18 protein-coding genes are annotated in these 18999 nt (G+C 37.5%); 9 read left to right on the forward strand and 9 right to left on the reverse strand.

Annotation, left to right across the window (positions count from 1 at the left end):
- The first annotated feature begins 45 nt into the window (after positions 1–45).
- The 3 genes from guaD to CDA10_RS14870 all read left to right on the forward strand — a co-directional run bounded on the left by guaD (position 46) and on the right by CDA10_RS14870 (position 2579).
- The gene (gene guaD, locus CDA10_RS14860; protein WP_089606359.1) at positions 46–1392 is read left to right on the forward strand and encodes a guanine deaminase; all 1347 of its coding nucleotides are present in this window, start codon (positions 46–48) and stop codon (positions 1390–1392) included.
- Positions 1393–1606: 214 nt separating this feature from the next.
- Positions 1607–2134: a hypoxanthine phosphoribosyltransferase gene (gene hpt / locus CDA10_RS14865; RefSeq protein WP_089606360.1), complete on the forward strand. Its 528-nt coding sequence runs from the start codon at positions 1607–1609 to the stop codon at positions 2132–2134.
- Positions 2135–2327: 193 nt separating this feature from the next.
- On the forward strand, positions 2328–2579 hold the full coding sequence (locus tag CDA10_RS14870) for a GlsB/YeaQ/YmgE family stress response membrane protein (RefSeq protein WP_089606361.1): 252 nt from the start codon (positions 2328–2330) through the stop codon (positions 2577–2579).
- 146 nt (positions 2580–2725) lie between these two features.
- Here CDA10_RS14870 and CDA10_RS14875 read toward each other — a convergent pair whose 3' ends face one another.
- Positions 2726–3427: a DsbC family protein gene (locus CDA10_RS14875; protein ID WP_089606362.1), complete on the reverse strand. Its 702-nt coding sequence runs from the start codon at positions 3425–3427 to the stop codon at positions 2726–2728.
- Positions 3428–3504: 77 nt separating this feature from the next.
- Positions 3505–4455, reverse strand: a complete 951-nt coding sequence (gene dmeF / locus CDA10_RS14880; RefSeq protein ID WP_089606363.1) for a CDF family Co(II)/Ni(II) efflux transporter DmeF — start codon at positions 4453–4455, stop codon at positions 3505–3507.
- Between the two features lie 87 nt (positions 4456–4542).
- On the opposite strand from dmeF, the gene CDA10_RS14885 reads away from it, so the two are divergent.
- A complete protein-coding gene (locus CDA10_RS14885) occupies positions 4543–4809 on the forward strand; it encodes a metal/formaldehyde-sensitive transcriptional repressor (RefSeq protein WP_089606364.1) in 267 nt (88 codons plus the stop codon).
- A 150-nt stretch (positions 4810–4959) separates the two neighbouring features.
- Positions 4960–6132 carry an MFS transporter gene (locus CDA10_RS14890; protein WP_089606365.1) on the forward strand — a complete coding sequence of 391 codons (1173 nt, stop codon included), beginning with the start codon at positions 4960–4962 and terminating at the stop codon, positions 6130–6132.
- Positions 6133–6190: 58 nt separating this feature from the next.
- Here CDA10_RS14890 and CDA10_RS14895 read toward each other — a convergent pair whose 3' ends face one another.
- The 6 genes from CDA10_RS14895 to rpmH form a co-directional block, all read right to left on the reverse strand.
- Positions 6191–6556 (reverse strand): NirD/YgiW/YdeI family stress tolerance protein, encoded by a 366-nt coding sequence (locus CDA10_RS14895; RefSeq protein WP_089606366.1) that lies wholly within the window; start codon positions 6554–6556, stop codon positions 6191–6193.
- Between the two features lie 151 nt (positions 6557–6707).
- Positions 6708–8072 carry a tRNA uridine-5-carboxymethylaminomethyl(34) synthesis GTPase MnmE gene (mnmE, locus tag CDA10_RS14900; protein WP_089606367.1) on the reverse strand — a complete coding sequence of 455 codons (1365 nt, stop codon included), beginning with the start codon at positions 8070–8072 and terminating at the stop codon, positions 6708–6710.
- 95 nt (positions 8073–8167) lie between these two features.
- Positions 8168–9910: a membrane protein insertase YidC gene (gene yidC, locus CDA10_RS14905; protein ID WP_089606368.1), complete on the reverse strand. Its 1743-nt coding sequence runs from the start codon at positions 9908–9910 to the stop codon at positions 8168–8170.
- A 5-nt stretch (positions 9911–9915) separates the two neighbouring features.
- Complete coding sequence (gene yidD, locus CDA10_RS14910; RefSeq protein WP_089606369.1) at positions 9916–10236, reverse strand: membrane protein insertion efficiency factor YidD; 321 nt, start codon at positions 10234–10236, stop codon at positions 9916–9918.
- A gap of 9 nt (positions 10237–10245) precedes the next feature.
- Positions 10246–10638 carry a ribonuclease P protein component gene (rnpA, locus tag CDA10_RS14915; protein ID WP_089606370.1) on the reverse strand — a complete coding sequence of 131 codons (393 nt, stop codon included), beginning with the start codon at positions 10636–10638 and terminating at the stop codon, positions 10246–10248.
- Between the two features lie 33 nt (positions 10639–10671).
- The gene (gene rpmH, locus CDA10_RS14920; protein WP_000831329.1) at positions 10672–10806 is read right to left on the reverse strand and encodes a 50S ribosomal protein L34; all 135 of its coding nucleotides are present in this window, start codon (positions 10804–10806) and stop codon (positions 10672–10674) included.
- Positions 10807–11466: 660 nt separating this feature from the next.
- On the opposite strand from rpmH, the gene dnaA reads away from it, so the two are divergent.
- The 4 genes from dnaA to gyrB all read left to right on the forward strand — a co-directional run bounded on the left by dnaA (position 11467) and on the right by gyrB (position 17748).
- Positions 11467–12858, forward strand: coding sequence for a chromosomal replication initiator protein DnaA (gene dnaA, locus CDA10_RS14925; protein ID WP_089606371.1), 1392 nt, complete (start codon positions 11467–11469; stop codon positions 12856–12858).
- A gap of 111 nt (positions 12859–12969) precedes the next feature.
- Positions 12970–14118 (forward strand): DNA polymerase III subunit beta, encoded by a 1149-nt coding sequence (dnaN, locus tag CDA10_RS14930; RefSeq protein WP_089606372.1) that lies wholly within the window; start codon positions 12970–12972, stop codon positions 14116–14118.
- Between the two features lie 26 nt (positions 14119–14144).
- On the forward strand, positions 14145–15227 hold the full coding sequence (recF, locus tag CDA10_RS14935) for a DNA replication/repair protein RecF (protein ID WP_089606373.1): 1083 nt from the start codon (positions 14145–14147) through the stop codon (positions 15225–15227).
- 52 nt (positions 15228–15279) lie between these two features.
- Positions 15280–17748 (forward strand): DNA topoisomerase (ATP-hydrolyzing) subunit B, encoded by a 2469-nt coding sequence (gene gyrB / locus CDA10_RS14940; protein WP_089606374.1) that lies wholly within the window; start codon positions 15280–15282, stop codon positions 17746–17748.
- A 165-nt stretch (positions 17749–17913) separates the two neighbouring features.
- Here gyrB and CDA10_RS14945 read toward each other — a convergent pair whose 3' ends face one another.
- Complete coding sequence (locus CDA10_RS14945) at positions 17914–18921, reverse strand: putative solute-binding protein (protein WP_089606384.1); 1008 nt, start codon at positions 18919–18921, stop codon at positions 17914–17916.
- Between the last annotated feature and the right edge of the window lie 78 nt (positions 18922–18999).

Consider the following 18999-nt stretch of genomic DNA (forward strand, 5'->3'; position numbering starts at 1 on the left):
TTTGAGGTACAATCACTCGAAAAAAGTATAAATTGCAGGTTTTACATGTCTTCTGTTGCTCAGAAAACGGCGATTCGTGGTCGCTTTCTCGATATTCAAAATACCGTCCTACAAGCATCTCAAATTTCAGATCAAGTTCGTTATATTGAAGATGCTTTACTCATCACAGAACAAGGCAAAATCATATGGTTTGGTTCTTGGGAAGATGGGCAATCACAATTAAATGAAAGTATTCCTGTAGATCATTATCCTGAACAATTAATCGTACCGGGTTTTATCGATACACATATTCATTTCCCACAAACTGAAATGGTTGGTGCATATGGTGAGCAATTATTAGAATGGCTCAACACCTATACATTTCCCACAGAAATGCAGTTTGCCGATAAAGACTATGCCGATGAAATTGCCCATTTTTTTGTCAATGAATTACTTAAGAATGGAACGACGACAGCTTTAGTTTTCTGTACAGTGCATCCCCAATCTGTGGATGCTTTGTTTGAAGCTGCTGAACGCCATCAAATGCGTTTAATTGCAGGTAAAGTGATGATGGATCGTCATGCACCAGATGCACTCACAGATACAGCTGAGAGCGCATATTTAGACTCTAAAGCACTCATTGAGAAATGGCATGGCAAAGGACGTAATCTCTATGCAATTACTCCACGTTTTGCACCAACTTCTACACCTGAACAATTAGAAAGAGCAGGCCAGTTAAAAGCCGAATATCCTGATGTTTATGTACATACACATCTGAGTGAAAATAAAAATGAAATTGCTTGGGTCAAAGAATTATTTCCAAAGCAAAATGGCTATTTAGATGTTTATCACCACTATGGTTTAACAGGGGAACGTTCTGTATTTGCCCATTGCGTACACTTGGAAGAACATGAATGGCAATGTATGCATGATACAGATTCAGCAATTGCCTTCTGTCCAACATCAAACTTGTTCTTAGGTAGTGGTTTATTCCCATTGAAAAAAACTTGGGATAAGCAAGTGAAAGTCGGTTTAGGTACAGATATTGGTGCAGGTACATCATTCTGCCAGTTACAAACACTGAATGAAGCCTATAAAGTTCAACAGTTACAGGGTGATAAACTTTCTGCATTGGAATCGCTTTATCATGCCACGCTCGGTGGTGCAAAAGCACTGCACTTGGATGATCAATTGGGTAATTTTAATCTCGGCAAAGAAGCCGATTTTGTTGTGCTTAATTTGAAAGCAACAGCTTTACAACAACTTCGCCAACAACGTGCTAAAAATATTGAAGATGCTTTATTTGCCTTATTTACCATGGGAGATGATCGCAATATTCAAGCCACTTATGTTTATGGAAACAAAGTCTATGAGCAAAAAACCGAATCAGCAGCAAAAATCAGGAAAATCTAAGAAAAAGATCATTTTAATCAGCACTGTATTTATCGTATGTGCATTGCTATTAAAAAAAGATGCACATTAAATCATTGGAAATTTACATTTTACAATGCCAAAAAAGATGCATCTTGATCTGATATGTTTTAAAATTAACGCATATTTTAGGGTGTTGCTAGTCAACGCCTTTTTTAATTTGTGAATTTGATGTTTTTAGTTTTAGGTATTTCCCATGACTGTTGAAATGAAAGTGATGATTTCTGCCGAAGAAATTCATGCAAAAGTTCAAGAACTTGGTAAAAAAATTGATGCGCATTATGCCAATAGCGACAAAGAGCTAGTATTAATCGGTTTATTACGTGGTTCAGTCATCTTCATGGCAGATCTTTGCCGCGCAATCACAAAAACCCATGAACTCGATTTCATGACTGTTTCAAGTTATGGTGGTGGTACAACTTCAAGCCGTGACGTTAAAATTTTAAAAGATTTAGACGGCGAAATTCATGGAAAAGACATTCTTATCATTGAAGATATTATCGACTCTGGTAATACTTTGAGCAAAGTCTTAGAAATATTAGAAACACGCCAACCGAATTCGATTGAGTTGTGTACTTTAGTGAGTAAACCCTCGCGCCGTGAAATTGATCTCGATGTAAAATTTCTAGGTTTTGAAGTAGAAGATAAATTTATTGTCGGTTATGGCTTAGACTATGATCAAAAGTATCGTCATGTTCCTTTTATTGGCGAAATTGGTTTGTAATTTAAAAGAATGTAGCTATAGCTAAAATCATTAAGCGACTTCGGTCGCTTTTTTTGTATTTACCATTTTAATAAGTGAACAAAAATGCAACAACTTGTAGCAGAGAAAAGCTTTAACTCTCAGCATAAATATTCAAAGATAAATAAGTTCAATTTCTTAACTCTAGATAAAATAAAGAAAAAGGAGAAGCATGATGATGTCACTGATTTGGGCAATCATTATCGGTTTTTTTGCAGGTCTCATTGCACGTGCAATACACCCGGGGGATGATAAAGCAGGATTTATCGTAACAGTTGTACTCGGAATTGTCGGTTCATTGCTTGCAACCTATGGCGGACAATTACTGGGTTTGTATGAAAAAGGCGCATCAGCAGGTTTTATTGCATCTGTCATCGGAGCAATTATCATATTATTTATCTACAACATGATCGCTAAACGAACTTAATCTTTATTCACTTGAAGTTTTTATTGATCATTCGTCTTAGATTACACATCTCATAAAAAAGCACTGAAAATTCAGTGCTTTTTGGGTTGGATAATTTTTTACTGAATAGCTTTTTTGAATAAAAGTAGTGTTCTATTTTAAAATAATTATAGACCCGACTGTTTCCAAATTTTCTCAATTTCTTCAGCGGGATAAGCTCCCATCACTTTATAACCATTTGAAAAAATAATCGCTGGCGTACCCTGTAAACCTAACTTTTTACCCAAAGCAAGATTACGCTCAATTGGGGTTTCACAAGTGGCTGCAGCAGTAGGTTTAATCTCTTTTTGAAGTAAGTTTTTCCACGCATATTCTTTATTGGCAGAACACCAAACTTGCTTTGAAGAAATAATCGATTGAGTTTTGATTGGGTAAATAAACGTGTAAATGGTGACGTCATTTAACTTGGCTAAATTCCCTTCAAGAGCCTTGCAATATTGGCAATTTGGGTCAGAAAAGATGGCAAGCTGTCGCTTACCATTCCCCCTTACCGATTTAACTGCATCATTTAAAGGCAAGCTTTTAAAATCTACTGTATTTTGTTTGACCACTAAATCTTTGGTTAAATTATGCTGATCTTTCAAACGAATCATCGAACCAATGAATAAATGCTGTGCATCTTCATTTACATACACGATTTGATTATCTAATGTTCCGCTATACAAACCTTGCATTTCAGTACTTTGTAAATTATTAATTTTTACATTGGGATATTGCTGTAGCAGCTTCGCTTTCACATTATCCACATTGGCAAAACTGGTACTGCATAGTCCTAAACTTAAACTCAAGGCGATAAATTGCTTTAACATATAGACTTAGAATTAAAAAAATAGTGTAGGGCATTAAAACATAATTTATCCATCTACATGTTTGAAAACTGTTGTCTTTAATGGGTTTCACGTGGAACAAAATTAAACAAAGCTGGCCGATTAATTTCCACTGAAATATGTACCAATTCCTTATGAATAGACAATGCTTGACGAACCATATCCGCATTTAGATTTTTATTATGACTTTCTAAAACCAAAATGACTGAAAACTTGTTTTTACCGACTTTCCAAACATGAATGTCTGTAATTTTAGCTTCTATATGTAAGCTTTCAATGATCTCACGCACTTCATCTACAACAGGATGATCCATTTCTGCATCCAATAAAGTTTTTCCTGTTTCTTTAATCAATCCCAAAGACCATTTTCCAACAAGAATTGCACCAACGATACCTAAAGCAGCATCTAAAAAATCCCAACCTAAAAACTTACCTGCTATCAGTGCAATAATTGCTAAAACAGAGGTCAAAGCATCTGCAACCACATGTAAAAATGCAGCTTTTTGGTTTAAATCGTGCTCGTAACGATCGCCGTGCTCATGCGAATGGTGATGGTGATGGTCATCATGCAGTAACCATGCACAAATCAAATTAATCACTAACCCTAAAATAGCAATCAAAATGGCTTCATTATAATGAATTTGTACAGGATGAAAGAGGCGTTCAATGGATTGAAAAGCCATGAATAAAGCTACAACCATCAATAAAATCGCACTGCTATAACCCGCTAGAATTTCGATTTTCCATGTTCCAAAACTAAAACGAATATCAGTCTCATAATGACGTGCAGCCCTGTACGCCACATAAGCCATGCCTAAAGCGAGCATATGTGAACTCATATGCCAACCATCTGCAAGCAAGGCCATCGAATTAAAAATCCAACCCCCAGCTATTTCAAAAAGCATCATGAGCCCAGTCAATATCGTTGCCAAAAGTATTTTCTTTTGTGCAAGTGGGTTCCCTTCATCAAACTGATGATTATGCTCACGATTTATCGTTTTAAATTGCATTTGAATGATATCCTAGATACTCCCATAGAGTATATTATTTCATAATCAAATATACTATAAGGGAGTATATTTTTTTGGAGCTTGCACATGGGTCATTTACATCAAAATAAAAAAGTTTTAAACCGTGTTAAGCGAATACAAGGGCAAATAAATGCTGTTGAAGCTGCGTTAAAACATGAAGAAAAATCATGTATCGATGTTTTGCAGCAAGTCGCAGCGATCAAAGGCGCTGTCAATGGATTAATGAATGAATTGATTGAAGCACATTTAAGAGAACATGTGATTTCTGATTCGACAACAGCCAATGAGGATGAGCTACAAACGTTTATTCAGTTATTAAAACGCTATGCATAATTTTATAACAAACAGTTAAAAATCAATTGACCTTATATTGATTAAGTTTTAATCTTTTTAAATAGTCAAAATCCTCCATACCAAGCTCAATACGCTAGAGCTTGGCTTTTTTTATGTGCAATCTTTATTTGCAAATACAGTTCAAAACTCATGAATCAGCAATCATGGCGACCATTTTTAATGATCAGCCTCGCCTTGTGCATTGGGACTATTGGTACAGCCTTAGCCAGCCCTTTATATCCAATTTATCAACAACTTTGGCATCTACTACCCAGTCAAATTACCTATATTTTTGTCGCCTATATGTTCGGCTGTTTGACCACTTTATTATTTTTAGGACGCACCAGTAATAGTTTTGGCTTTATTCGTACACTACAAATCGGTTTGTTTTTTGCAGTGATTGGCTTAACGCTTTCTGTCTTTGCTTCAAATACTTATTTACTTGGTTTTGGACGTTTTATCATTGGGATTGCTTCTGGTTTAATCAGTACATCGGCCATGTTAGGTTTAATATATACCATCCCAGAATCACATAAGCAGAATGCAGCACAGCTCAGTTCTATTATTACTGTAATGGGTTTTGGCTTAGGTCCTTTTATTGGTGGAGCGATCGCACAATTTTCAGATCAGCCACTTATTACTCCATATCTACCCGTCATTTTTGCTGCAATTTTAAGCTTAATCAGCCTATTTACCATTAAAACAGCTTCTTTCGAGAAGCAACCATTTTCAATCGCACCCCACTTGGAACATCCTGAACCACAATTTAAAACTTTATTTTATATTGCCAGTTTTAGCGCATTTTGTGCTTTTGGTTCGTTTAGTTTATTTGCATCATTAGCGCCGTCATTCATCAAAGATGTGATTCCGTGGCATGGCCCATTGGTTAGTGGTGCAACAATTGCAAGTATTTTGCTGATTTCAGCATCAGTACAATGGTTTGCTAAATCCCTAGACATGCATAAAACATTAAATGTAGGTTTGATCTTCCTGATCGCGAGTTATGTCATTCTTTCAATCTGTATGACCATGCATTGGAGTGTGCTGTTCTTTTTCAGTGTTATTTGTGTGGGAATCGGGCATGGTTTAAGTTTGCTGGGTGCTTTTGCTTTAATTCATCATATGACCAATACAGAAAATCGTGCAGCAGTAGTTTCCACTTATTTGTTTATTGCTTATTTTGGAACCATCATACCGATCATTACAGCAGGGTATTTGTCAGATCACTTTGGTTTTATGGTGGGTATTCTTGGGTTTTGCTTAGGTGTTGGTATATTGTGTATTTACTTATTCATCAGACACTTAAATATAAAATACAGTTAGAAAATATTGCATCAATATGTAAGTATTTACACTTACATATTGATTAAAAATCGATATATTATTCTTTGATTATTTCAATTTTTATCACTTCAATATCTGTCGGTTTGTAGCGATGTGTATCTATCTCACCAGCAACTTTTACTTCTGTTCCGACTTTTAATTGATCTGCTGTGGCTAAATCATCATCAACCTCTATCGTTATCGAACCCGTTGTATCTTTTAATTCATAATGTTCATGCTTAATTTGACCAACAATATGACCTTGCAAGGTTACAAGCGTTTCATCATTGGCTCTGAGTGCTTGCACAATTGTAATATTATTTTTTGCTGCTTCTTCAAGAATCTTAGAATCATCTTGTTCAGCCCAAACATTGGATGTCAGCATCGAAACAAGAACCGAAAGCAATAAAGGTGTTTTTCTCATGGATCAAACCTTTTATTTGGGGTAATGATTAATCACCATAAACAATTCTTTTTAAGTTGTAAATTCAGCTTACAAAACAATAACTTTTAATAAAAAAGCTGACCGAAGTCAGCTTTGAGATACCGTTTCAAACATCAAGGATCAGTAATTTTTACTTCCCAATACAAAAAGATCCAAAAATTACACCCAGCAAATCGTCAGCACTAAAGTCACCTGTAATCTCACCCAAAGCATTTTGTGCTAAACGTAGCGATTCAGCGACCAATTCACCAGCATGGTAAACCACAAGCTGCTCATGTGCTTCGGCTAGATAGTGCTGAGTACGCTTCATTGCATCTAAATGACGTGTACGTGCAATAAAGGTATCTTCTTCTGGATGAAAGCCTGCATGTGCTGTAATCGCTTCTATAAGCGCTTGTACGCCCATCTCTTGCTTGGCTGAAACCGTAATATGTCTAAAACCATCAAAATCACTCAGTTCAGGCTTTTGATCCGTCAAATCGCATTTATTTCCAATCAACATTAAACGCTTTGGTTCAATATGTTCAGCAAAATAATTTTCCGCTAGTGCTAAAGGATTTTCCCCTTGGCTTAAGTCATAAACCAACAATAATAAATCTGCTTGTTCTATTTCTTTAATCGCACGACGAATGCCTTCTTTTTCTACAATATCACCTGTTTCACGTAAACCAGCGGTGTCAGTTAGGGTAATCGGCAAACCATTTAAGCTAATTTTTTCATGCAAAACATCACGTGTTGTTCCAGCAATATCCGTCACAATCGCGCGATCATTACCTGCAAGTGCATTTAATAGAGATGATTTACCCGCATTCGGTTTGCCTGCAATCACCACCTGCAAACCTTCACGCAACAACTGACCTTGACGCGCAGATTGCTGAACAGCTGTGACAGATGATTGTACCTCTTGCAACAACGCTAAAATTTTTCCATCCGCCAAAAAGTCGATTTCTTCTTCTGGAAAATCAATCGCAGCTTCTACATGCAAACGTAAATGAATCAATTTTTCTAAAACAGAATTCACTTTATTTGAAAATACGCCTTGTAGAGAACGGACTGCCGAACGAGCTGCTGCTTGTGATGTAGCATCAATCAAATCTGCAATCGCTTCAGCTTGAACCAAATCCATTTTGCCATTTTCAAAAGCACGCATCGAAAATTCGCCTGCTTTGGCAGCAATTGCACCCAGTTCTAATAAACGAGCCAATAATGCATTTTGAATCACAGGGCCGCCATGACCTTGTAATTCAACTACGTCTTCACCTGTAAATGAATTTGGATTTGGAAAACAAATGACCAAACCTTCATCCATCACTTCGCCATTTTCATCTAAAAACTGACGAAAACCTGCAAATCTTGCTTTAGGTAAAGTCTTTTGAGTTAAAGACTCTGCAATCGCATAAGCTTTAGGACCAGACAAACGAATAACACCAACACCACCACGTCCAGGCGGAGTCGCAATTGCTGCAATTGTGCTTTGGTTTACAGTGTTGCTCATCTAAATCTACTCAAATTATGGCAATAAAAAAATCCGCCTAAGATTACCATCTCAAGCGGATTTTTTCAGCTATTGCTTAATGATGATTAAATCAATTAAGCCACATCTTTACTGAGCTTAGCTTTTTCAACATTTTTGTTGATAAACCATTGCTGTAAAATCGTGATCGAGTTGTTCACAATCCAGTATAAAACCAATCCAGCAGGGAAGAACAGCATAAATACTGTAAACATGATTGGCATGATTTTAAAGACTTTCGCTTGCATCGGATCAGCAGGTTGCGGGTTCAACATTTGTTGAACAAACATGGTTACCCCCATGATCAACGGCAAGATAAACCAAGGATCCATTGCTGACAAATCTTGAATCCAAAGCATCCACGGTGCATGGCGAAGTTCTACAGACTCCATCAATACCCAATACAATGCTAAGAAGATTGGCATTTGTAGAAGCAATGGTAAGCAACCTGAAAGTGGATTGACTTGCTCACGTTTGTAAAGCGCCATCATTTCTTGAGAGAAACGCATACGGTCTTCACCAAACTCTTCTTTCATGCGTTGCATTTCAGGTGCAATCACACGCATTTTCGCCATAGAACGATAGCTCTTAGACGACAATGGCCACAGAATCAATTTCACCAACACAGTCAATAAAATAATTGACCAACCCCAGTTACCTACGATGCCATGGAAGAACTGTAAGCCAAGGAATAATAATTTAGCAATTGGCCATAACCAACCGTAATCTACAGTTTGGTTTAAACCTACAGCTAAATCTTTCAATTCTGATTGAACTTTTGGACCTGCATAGAATGTCGCATCAATACTCATTGCTTTACCAGCAGGAACATTGATCGTCGGAGATGTAAACCCGATGATATTCATACCATCTGTAGATTTACGAGACTCTAGTTTTGCAGTGTATTCTTGCCCACCAAAATGACCTGGAATCCAAGCACTCACAAAATAATGCTGAACCATAGCCACCCAACCACCTTTTGCTTCGGTATTGAGTTTTTCTTCAGTAAAATTCGCAAATTTTAGCTTATTGTAATGCGCTTCTGGCGTACCCCATGCACCACCAAGGAATGTACCAAGGGTAAAGATACCTTGGTCAGATTTACCTGGATCGTCAGAGTTGTCACGTTTGATTTGACCAAACATTTGACCTTGCCAATTTTGCGCACTACGGTTGACTACTTGATAGCTCACATCAATCGGATATTTACCTTCTTTCACAGTAAATGTCTTGATGATTTCTACGCCATCGGCAGTTTTATAGACCATTGGTACAGATAAAACTTTAGCTGTTTTGCCGTCTTTATCTTTTACGTCTTTTGCATCAGCAGCTGTATAAGCCACTTTTTCAAACTCATAGTCTGGTCGATTTGGATTGCTGTCCGGGCCATTTAGACCAATCAAGCCAGATTGAGCAACGTAGGTACGTTTTGCATCACTTTCAAGCATAACAAAAGGCTGATCACTATCTTTGCTCTTGTCATGATTGAGTAATTCAATACGCACAATATCACCACCTTTAGGACTAATCCAAAGATGATAAAGGTCAGTTTGTACTGAAATCAGTTGTTGATTTGCTGTAGCTGGTGCAACAGCCTTCTGCTGCGCAGCAGCTATATTTGCTTGCGGAACGTCGCTAGTCGCTGCAGTCTTTTGACCATTTGGCAAATCGGCAGACACATCATGCGCAACAACAGTTTGCTGAGTTTCAGCTTTAGTCGTTGTCGTGCTATGACCATAGTCTTTTTGCCAAGCCAAAATGAGCAAATATGCTGTGACTAGCATGGCTCCGAGGATCGCAAACCTGGCCCATTGTTGCATATCTATTACCCCAAGTGGTTAGAGTGTTTTTGGTTCAATAAACGTTCACGCAAGGGTACAGGAACATGAAGCGTTTGAGAATCTATTTGCTGAAATGAAATAAAACGAATTGTTTTTTTAGGCACAGGGTCGTAACCATGTCCACCCCAAGGATGACAACGACATATACGCTTTGTGGCTAACCATGAGCCTTTGAATGCGCCATACGTGTGGATTGCTTCTAACGAATATTGTGAACAAGTCGGAATATAACGACAACGAGGCCCAATGAGTGGACTAATCGCAATTTGATAGAAACGAATCAACCAATGCAATAAACGAATCATTGGTTTCCTCTATTTTTGAGGGGAAGATTGAGCTATTTTTTGGTGCTTTTTAACAATGCGCTGCAATTTCAACCAAGCAAATTCGAGTTGCTGAAAAAGTTCAGCATTTGGAACTGCTTCTATACCTATTTTAGGCATAACAACAATGTCCAACAAATCTATACTTTGCTGGTTTAAGCGAAAACTTTCACGCGTTAAACGTTTTATTCGATTTCTTTCATGTGCACGGCGCACTTTTTTCTTTGCAACAACTATACCCAAACGGCTTTTAGGCTGCTCGGTAAATTTTGCTAAGAATATAAAATGGGGTTGATGCACTTTAAAAAGCGCACCATCAAATACACCTTTGTAATCTGCAGCACAGCGGATTCTCACCTCTGGACTGAAACTATAAAGAGACATAACACCCAAGTCGTCAGCTAACGGTTTAATAAATTAAACAGTTAAGCTATGACGACCTTTTGCACGACGGCGAGCTAATACTTGACGACCAGCCTTAGTAGCCATACGAGCACGGAAACCATGAACGCGCTTGCGCTTTAATTCAGATGGTTGAAATGTACGTTTCATATCGAAACTCCAAAATTGATCTTTCTAAAGGTTCGCGATTGTATTGTGCATTCTTTATGCTGTCAATGAATATACACTTTTCTTTTTATGGTTGCTGTATTTTTATACAAATAAATCAGTTGTCTTATTTATCCTCTATAAATATTAAAAAATATATATTCACAACATAACTTATTATTTTATAGTATAAATAATAGTTACCAACAAGCATATCCGCAAAGTTATCCATAAGAGAATATTCTTTTAAATTTAATTTCCTCAGTTTTTGAATTTAAATTCATAACTTGTGTTTTATCCACAGAATTCTGGATCCTTATAAATAAATTCAAATTTAAATTTAAAAGATTATTATTATTAGGAGGCATTTTTTGTGTGGAAAACCGTGTTTTTCTATTAATTAACATGAATTTAGCTTGTGGATATTGCTGTTTTTATTAATTTGATAGATTGTGGATAAGTTTATGTGATAATTTATCCACAGCTTGTGTAAAACATTATCCACAAGTGCTTTGAATTTAAATTTATTTGCGGAAGGTTGCTTTTTTGAGCAGTTTGGACTGAATTAGTCATGACAGATGTGGATAACTTGGTTAGAATGGCGACCCCTTTATCTGGGGGATTGGTCTTTTTTAAATTTAAAATAGAATGAAGGGGTTTCACATGCTTTGGACGGACTGCTTAACTCGCTTGCGACAAGAGCTCTCTGATAATGTCTTTGCCATGTGGATTCGTCCTTTGGTTGCAGAAGAAGTAGCAGATACTCTAAGACTGTATGCACCTAATCCATATTGGACAAGATATATTCAAGAGCACCATTTAGAATTGATTTCTATTCTGGCGGAACAATTGTCAGAGGGCCGTATTCGTAAAGTAGAAATACATGTCGACTCTCGACCTGGTGCAATTCTGTCAGCATCTGAGCAACCTGCGACTACAACAGCTGCTTTAGAGAGTTCTGTGCATCAACAAGCGCCGCAAAGAGCTAAAAAAGAGAAAGAACATGATGTTGTTACACCGAAAAACATCAAAAAACGCCAACTCAATCCATTGTTTAATTTTGCTTTGTTTGTGGAAGGTCGTTCCAACCAAATGGCTGCGGAAACTTGCCGAAAAGTTTTAACACAATTGGGTGAATCTCAGCATAATCCATTATTTTTATATGGCCCGACAGGATTAGGTAAAACGCATTTAATGCAAGCGGTAGGCAATGCTTTATTACAAGCCAAGCCAAATGCACGTGTGATGTATATGACTGCGGAAAGTTTTGTTCAGGATTTTGTCAGTTCACTGCAAAAAGGTAAGGTTGAAGAGTTTAAAAAGAATTGCCGATCTTTGGATTTATTGTTGGTAGATGACATTCATTTACTCGCAGGTAAAGAAGCAAGTCTGGTGGAATTTTTCTATACATTCAATGCTTTACTTGATGAATCTAAACAAATTATTTTGACATCAGACCGTTATCCAAAAGAGTTAACTGAGTTAGATCCTCGTTTGGTATCACGTTTTTCATGGGGATTGTCTGTTGGTGTAGAGCCACCAGATATTGAAACACGTATTGAAATTTTGCTTAAAAAAGCAGAAAGCAGCGGTATCGATTTGCCACGCAATTGCGCTTTATTCATTGCACAACAAGTGGTTGCCAATGTGCGTGAATTAGAAGGTGCATTGAATAAAGTCGTTGCTATCTCACGTTTTAAAGGTTCTGCAATTGATTTAGACGTGGTTCGTGAATCGTTGAAAGATGTTTTAGCGATTCGTGCACGTACCATCAGTACGGAAAATATTCAGCGTGTGGTGAGTGAGTATTTTAGAATTCCATTGAAAGAATTGGTGGGTCCTAAGCGGACACGTATTTATGCAAGACCTCGTCAATTGGCGATGGGCTTAGCTCGTGAATTAACGGGTGATAGCTTCCCTGAAATTGGTATGGCTTTTGGTGGACGTGACCACAGTACCGTGATGCATGCATGTGAAAAAGTGCAAAGCTTACGCGACGAAGATCCAATTTTTAATGAGGATTATAAAAACCTCATGCGTTTGCTACAAAGCTAAATTTTGAACAAATTCTACACTTGCAATGCGGCATAAACTGCCGCATAGTACGTCATTAAAAAAATTTATTAGCCCCCGTTTTAGTTATATTTAGTTTAGAGGAATTCCACCGTGCGTTTGAAAATCGCGAAAGAGAGCTTGCTCAATGTTTTATCTCATGTCGTTGGAGCAGTTGAGCGTCGCCATACTTTAAATATTCTTTCAAACGTTAAAATTCAAGTTACGAATCAATCGCTTACTATTACTGGTTCGGATTTAGAAGTGGAGTTAGTTGCAAGTACAAATTTAGTTGAAGGTGCGTGTTTACAGGCAGGGGAAACGACTGTTCCTGCACGTAAATTGGTTGATATTTGTAAATCACTACCGACAGCCGCATTGATTGATTTACAAATTACTGAAGATCAACGTTGTATTTTAAAATCTGGAAATAGCCGTTTTGTACTGGGCACCTTACCTGCTGAAGATTACCCATTATTGACCAATGAAAATAGTCAGGGTACTCAAGTTCAAGTCACTGAGCGTGAGCTTAAACGTTTATTTGAAAAAACAGCATTTGCAATGGCAGTTCAAGATGTACGTTTTTATCTGACAGGAACTTTGTTGGAAATTGATGCTAATCAATTGCGTGCAGTAACAACCGATGGCCACCGTTTAGCGCTTTGTGAAACTCTAGCGTCTTCAACAACAACACAACCTGTGCAAGCTATTGTTCCACGTAAGGCTGTGGGGGAGTTGCAACGTTTATTAAGCATAGAAGATGAACAATTAACTTTGCTTATTGGACGTGAATTATTAAATGTTACGATTCAAACGCAAAGTAAAGACAAGGAACAAAGTGATATTACGGTTCGTTTCACAACGAAACTGATTGACGGTAAATTCCCAGATTATCGCCGTGTAATTCCACGTGGTGGTGATAAAGTGGTAACTATTCCGCATGACGTATTCAAGCAATCTTTGCAACGTGTTGCGATTTTAAGTAATGAAAAATTACGCGGAGTTTTCCTTAATTTTAATGCAGATACATTACAATTACGTGCCAATAATCCTGAGCAAGATGAAGCGATTGAAGATTTAGCGATTCAATATGCAAGTGCACCATTGGAAATGTCTTTCAATGCGCAGTATATTTTGGACGTATTAAGTGTATTGGATGGAGATGATATGGCAATGACCATGTCAGAAGCTAACCAGTCTGTATTGGTGCAAGATCCTACGCAACCAAACCAAACCTATGTCGTTATGCCAATGCGTGTTTAATTGATTGAGTCTTTAAATCTTTTATTATGCATATTACGCGTTTAAACATACAACGTGTTCGAAACTTGAAAACGGTTGCACTCCATGAGTTGCAGCCGTTTAATGTTTTTTATGGACAAAATGGCTCAGGAAAAACATCAATATTAGAAGCCATTCATTTATTGGCAACAGGGCGTTCTTTTCGCACGCATATTCCTAAAAATTACATTCAAAATAATCAAGTGGATGCTATCGTTTTTGCACAATCAATCTCAGAAAAGATTGGTATGCAGAAAATGCAAAGTGGTGAACAGCTCATTAAAGTGAATGGTGATACTGTTGCAACACAAGGCCAACTGGCAAAAATTTTACCTTTGCAATTAATCGATCCATTAAGTACAGATATTATTGATCATGGTGCTAAACCTAGAAGACAATTATTAGATTGGCTCATGTTTCACGTGGAACCGGGCTTTTACCATGCTTGGCAATACTATTCTCGAGCACTTAAACAACGAAATAGCCTGCTTAAAACACGGCGTAATTTAAGTTTATCAGAATTAGAACCGTGGAATAAAATGCTCAGTGATTATGGTGAAGTATTACATTCGCAGCGAGTTGAAATTGTTGAGCAATGGAAGCAATGCCTACAAGAAGACTTAGCGCAACTTTTGCCTGATTTAAGCATTGAGATGGAATACAGTGCAGGGTTCCACGTGGAACAAGGTTTGGCTAATGATTTGATTCAATATCATCAAAAAGATGTAGATCGACGTTATACAGAATATGGCCCACACCGTGCAGATATACGTTTAAAAACCCCGATGGGAGATGCGGATGTTGTGCTTTCCAGAGGGCAGAAAAAGTTATTAATAATGGCTTTAAAACTATCACAAATCGCGATGTTGCACGCCTGTAATAAGGAAACTGTGGTATTATTAGATGATGTGACAGCAGAATTAGATTTAAGTGCACAGCAACGTTTAATTGAACGATTGAGCCAACTTGGTAGTCAAGTTTTTATTACCACACTAGACCATGAATCAGTAAAAAAACATTTACATGATTTGTCTATTTCATATCAGTTATTCAATGTAGATCAAGGTCAGGTAAGTGTCGTTGTGCCATGATTTTAGATTTTAACCAATTTTGGAAAGACCTATTTTTCACTAGGGAGAAACCATGAGTTCAGAAGACCAAGCAGCTTCTCAAACAGAACCAACCATTGAAAAGGCTTATGATTCCTCTAGTATCAAAGTATTACGAGGTCTAGATGCAGTTCGTAAACGTCCAGGAATGTATATTGGTGATACGGATGATGGTTCAGGTCTGCACCATATGGTATTTGAGGTGGTGGATAACGCCATTGATGAAGCCTTAGCAGGGCATTGTGATGAAATTTTTGTGAATATTCACGAAGATGAGTCCGTAAGTGTGACAGATAATGGTCGTGGTATTCCGACAGACATTCACCCTGAAGAAGGTGTATCTGCAGCAGAAGTGATTCTGACTATTTTACATGCGGGCGGAAAGTTCGATGACAATAGTTATAAAGTTTCTGGTGGTTTGCATGGCGTAGGTGTTTCTGTTGTTAATGCACTTTCAAGTAAATTAGAATTGACGATTCATCGTGCTGGACATATTCATCAACAAGAATATAAACATGGCGATCCTGTTTACCCATTAAAAACGATTGGTGACACAACAACGACTGGAACAACAGTGCGTTTTTGGCCAAGTGAAGAAACGTTTAGTCAAACGATTTTTAATGTAGACATTTTGGCACGTCGCTTACGTGAACTTTCATTTTTAAATGCAGGTGTGCGTATTGTTCTAAGAGATGAACGTGTTGCTTTAGAACATGTCTTTGATTACGAAGGCGGTTTATCTGAATTTGTAAGATACATTAACCAAGGCAAAACGCATTTAAACGATATATTTCATTTTACAACACAAGCTGATAATGGCATTGGTGTTGAAGTTGCTTTGCAATGGAATGATACGTATCAAGAAAATGTACGTTGTTTTACCAATAATATTCCACAAAAAGATGGTGGAACACATTTAGCTGGTTTTCGTGCTGCGTTAACTCGTGGTTTGAACAGCTATATGGAAAATGAAAATTTACTGAAAAAAGAAAAAGTTGCTGTCACAGGTGATGATGCTCGTGAAGGTCTAACTGCAATTGTTTCAGTAAAAGTGCCAGATCCTAAGTTTTCTTCACAAACCAAAGAAAAATTAGTATCAAGCGAGGTTAAACCCGCTGTTGAACAAGCGATGAATAAAGCTTTTACGGAGTATCTTTTAGAGAATCCTCAGGCTGCGAAATCAATTGCTGGTAAAATTATAGATGCAGCACGTGCGCGTGATGCGGCTCGTAAAGCACGTGAAATGACACGTCGTAAGAGTGCTTTAGATATTGCTGGTCTTCCAGGTAAGTTGGCAGATTGCCAAGAAAAAGATCCTGCACTTTCTGAACTTTACTTAGTCGAGGGTGACTCAGCGGGCGGTTCTGCAAAGCAAGGTCGTAACCGTAAGATGCAAGCGATTCTTCCACTTAAAGGTAAAATCCTGAATGTGGAACGTGCTCGTTTTGACAAAATGATTTCGTCACAAGAAGTCGGTACGCTCATCACTGCATTAGGTTGTGGTATTGGTCGTGAAGAGTACAATCCTGATAAATTGCGCTATCACAAAATTATTATCATGACCGATGCGGATGTCGATGGTTCACATATTCGTACTCTATTGCTCACTTTCTTCTTCCGTCAAATGCCTGAGCTAGTAGAGCGCGGTTATATTTATATTGCTCAACCACCTTTGTATAAATTAAAGAAAGGTAAGCAAGAACAATATATTAAAGATAATGATGCACTCGAAACATATCTTATCTCTAATGCTATTGATGAATTGGAATTGCATGTGAGTGCTGATGCGCCGGCAATCCGTGGTGATGCATTAGCAAAAGTGATTGCAGATTATCAAACATCTCAAAAAAGTTTGGCTCGTTTAACGGTTCGTTATCCTGCGACATTGCTTGATGGTTTAATTAGCTTAGATGCATATAAATTTGATCACAATCATGATGTGGATTATGTGCAAGAATGGGGGGGTAATCTTTGTGCAGCAATTGAAAAAATGCAGCCAAGCCTACGTCCAGAATTAAGCTTAGAGGCTTTTGAAAAAGATCATACAGATGGAAGTAAAACGACGGGTTATTTCCCTCGTATTACGGTTTATGTACATAATTTGCCACATAGTTATTTGTTGGATGCTGGATTATTGGCATCGAATGAATATAAGCGCTTATTACATAACTCGAAGAGTTGGTTTACGCTACTTGAAGATGGTGCTTATTTACAAAAGGGTGATCGTAAGATTAATGTTTCTACGTTCCACCAAGTATGGCAGCAGATTCTGACTGATTCTCGTCGTGGCATGATGATTCAACGCTATAAAGGCTTGGGTGAGATGAATGCTGAACAACTTTGGGAAACCACAATGGATCCTGAAAATCGTAATATGCTACAAGTGACGATTGATGATGCAATTGAAGCCGATCGTATGTTCTCTTGTTTGATGGGTGATGATGTGGAACCACGTCGTGCTTTCATTGAAGAAAATGCGCTGAATGCGGATATTGATGCTTAATTAGCATTTATTCAATAAATGAATAGGAAGGGAAATGCTTAGCGGCATTTCCCTTTTTATTTGAATTAAATATTGGTCAGAAGAAAAAATATAGACATAAAAAAAACCAGTTCAATGAACTGGTTTTTTTTAGTATCAACTCATGGATTCAATAAGATTTAAATCTTATTCACCACCAAGTGAACATTCAAAGTTTGCTTTATCAACAGAACAACGCGCTTTTTTCAAAACAGACATCATTGATGCATCGTAAATACCCATTTTGGTTAATTCAAGACGACCATCACGCATTAACTTTTGATATTTTAATTTATCATCAGCAGTTAGATTCATCTTGAATTTTGCAGGGATACCCGCTTCAAGACGATTAATCATTGCAAAACCTTTTGGTAAGTTTTTGATAAAATAATCACGAGATTTTTGACCAAAACCAGCAGAGAATTTTTCAGGGCGAATGACTAAATCTGCAGTAACTTGTAAAACTGGGAAGTTAAACATAGCACCATTGGTACCTAAACCTTTATAGATTTCTAATGGCTTATAAGCATAAGCAGGAGCACCAACCATATCGACTTGGCCGTTGTTGAATTTAGCAACAAAGTTAGTCACATCTGAAGGCACAGCTTGAGCACCAACACGTTGTACTAAAATTTTCTGAGCATTGTCATAACTCAACACAGCGAATTTCTTACCAGCTGCTTTTTCAATCGAGCTAATGCTCTTATCACGAACGAAAATAAAAGCTGAACCTAATGGTGCAATACCTGCAACTTCATATTTTTTACCACCAAGGTTTGTGGTCATTTTTGCTGCATTACGAGAATCCAGAGCAAACGTAATCGCTTTTTGAGCAATGGCATTGCTTGGCACGCCACCAATTGAATCGATTGAGCCTGCGAATTTATTATACTGACGTGCACGCATTGCCGTCATGAATACGCCATCACATTTACCAGCTTTAAAATCGTTATCTGCAACAGCTTCGTCTTGTTTTGGTAGCAAAACAACGTCTGTTCCCCAAGATTTAGCTGAAAGCGCCCACTCTTGTGCCATCTGGAATGATTCACCTGATTTACCAAGTAAGTCAAATACACAAATATTAATAGCAGCTTGAGTTGTAGCACTTACTCCAAAGATAGAAGTAGCAGCAATAGCGAGTGCAATTTTTTTCATTTTTCGTCCTTTTCTATATTGTTTGGCAACAGAAACTTTCCATAAGCGCATATTAATCAGCTTTCTTCAAAAAAAATA

The sequence above is a fragment of the Acinetobacter piscicola genome (assembly GCF_002233755.1).
GTDB classification, from domain to species: Bacteria; Pseudomonadota; Gammaproteobacteria; order Pseudomonadales; family Moraxellaceae; genus Acinetobacter; species Acinetobacter piscicola.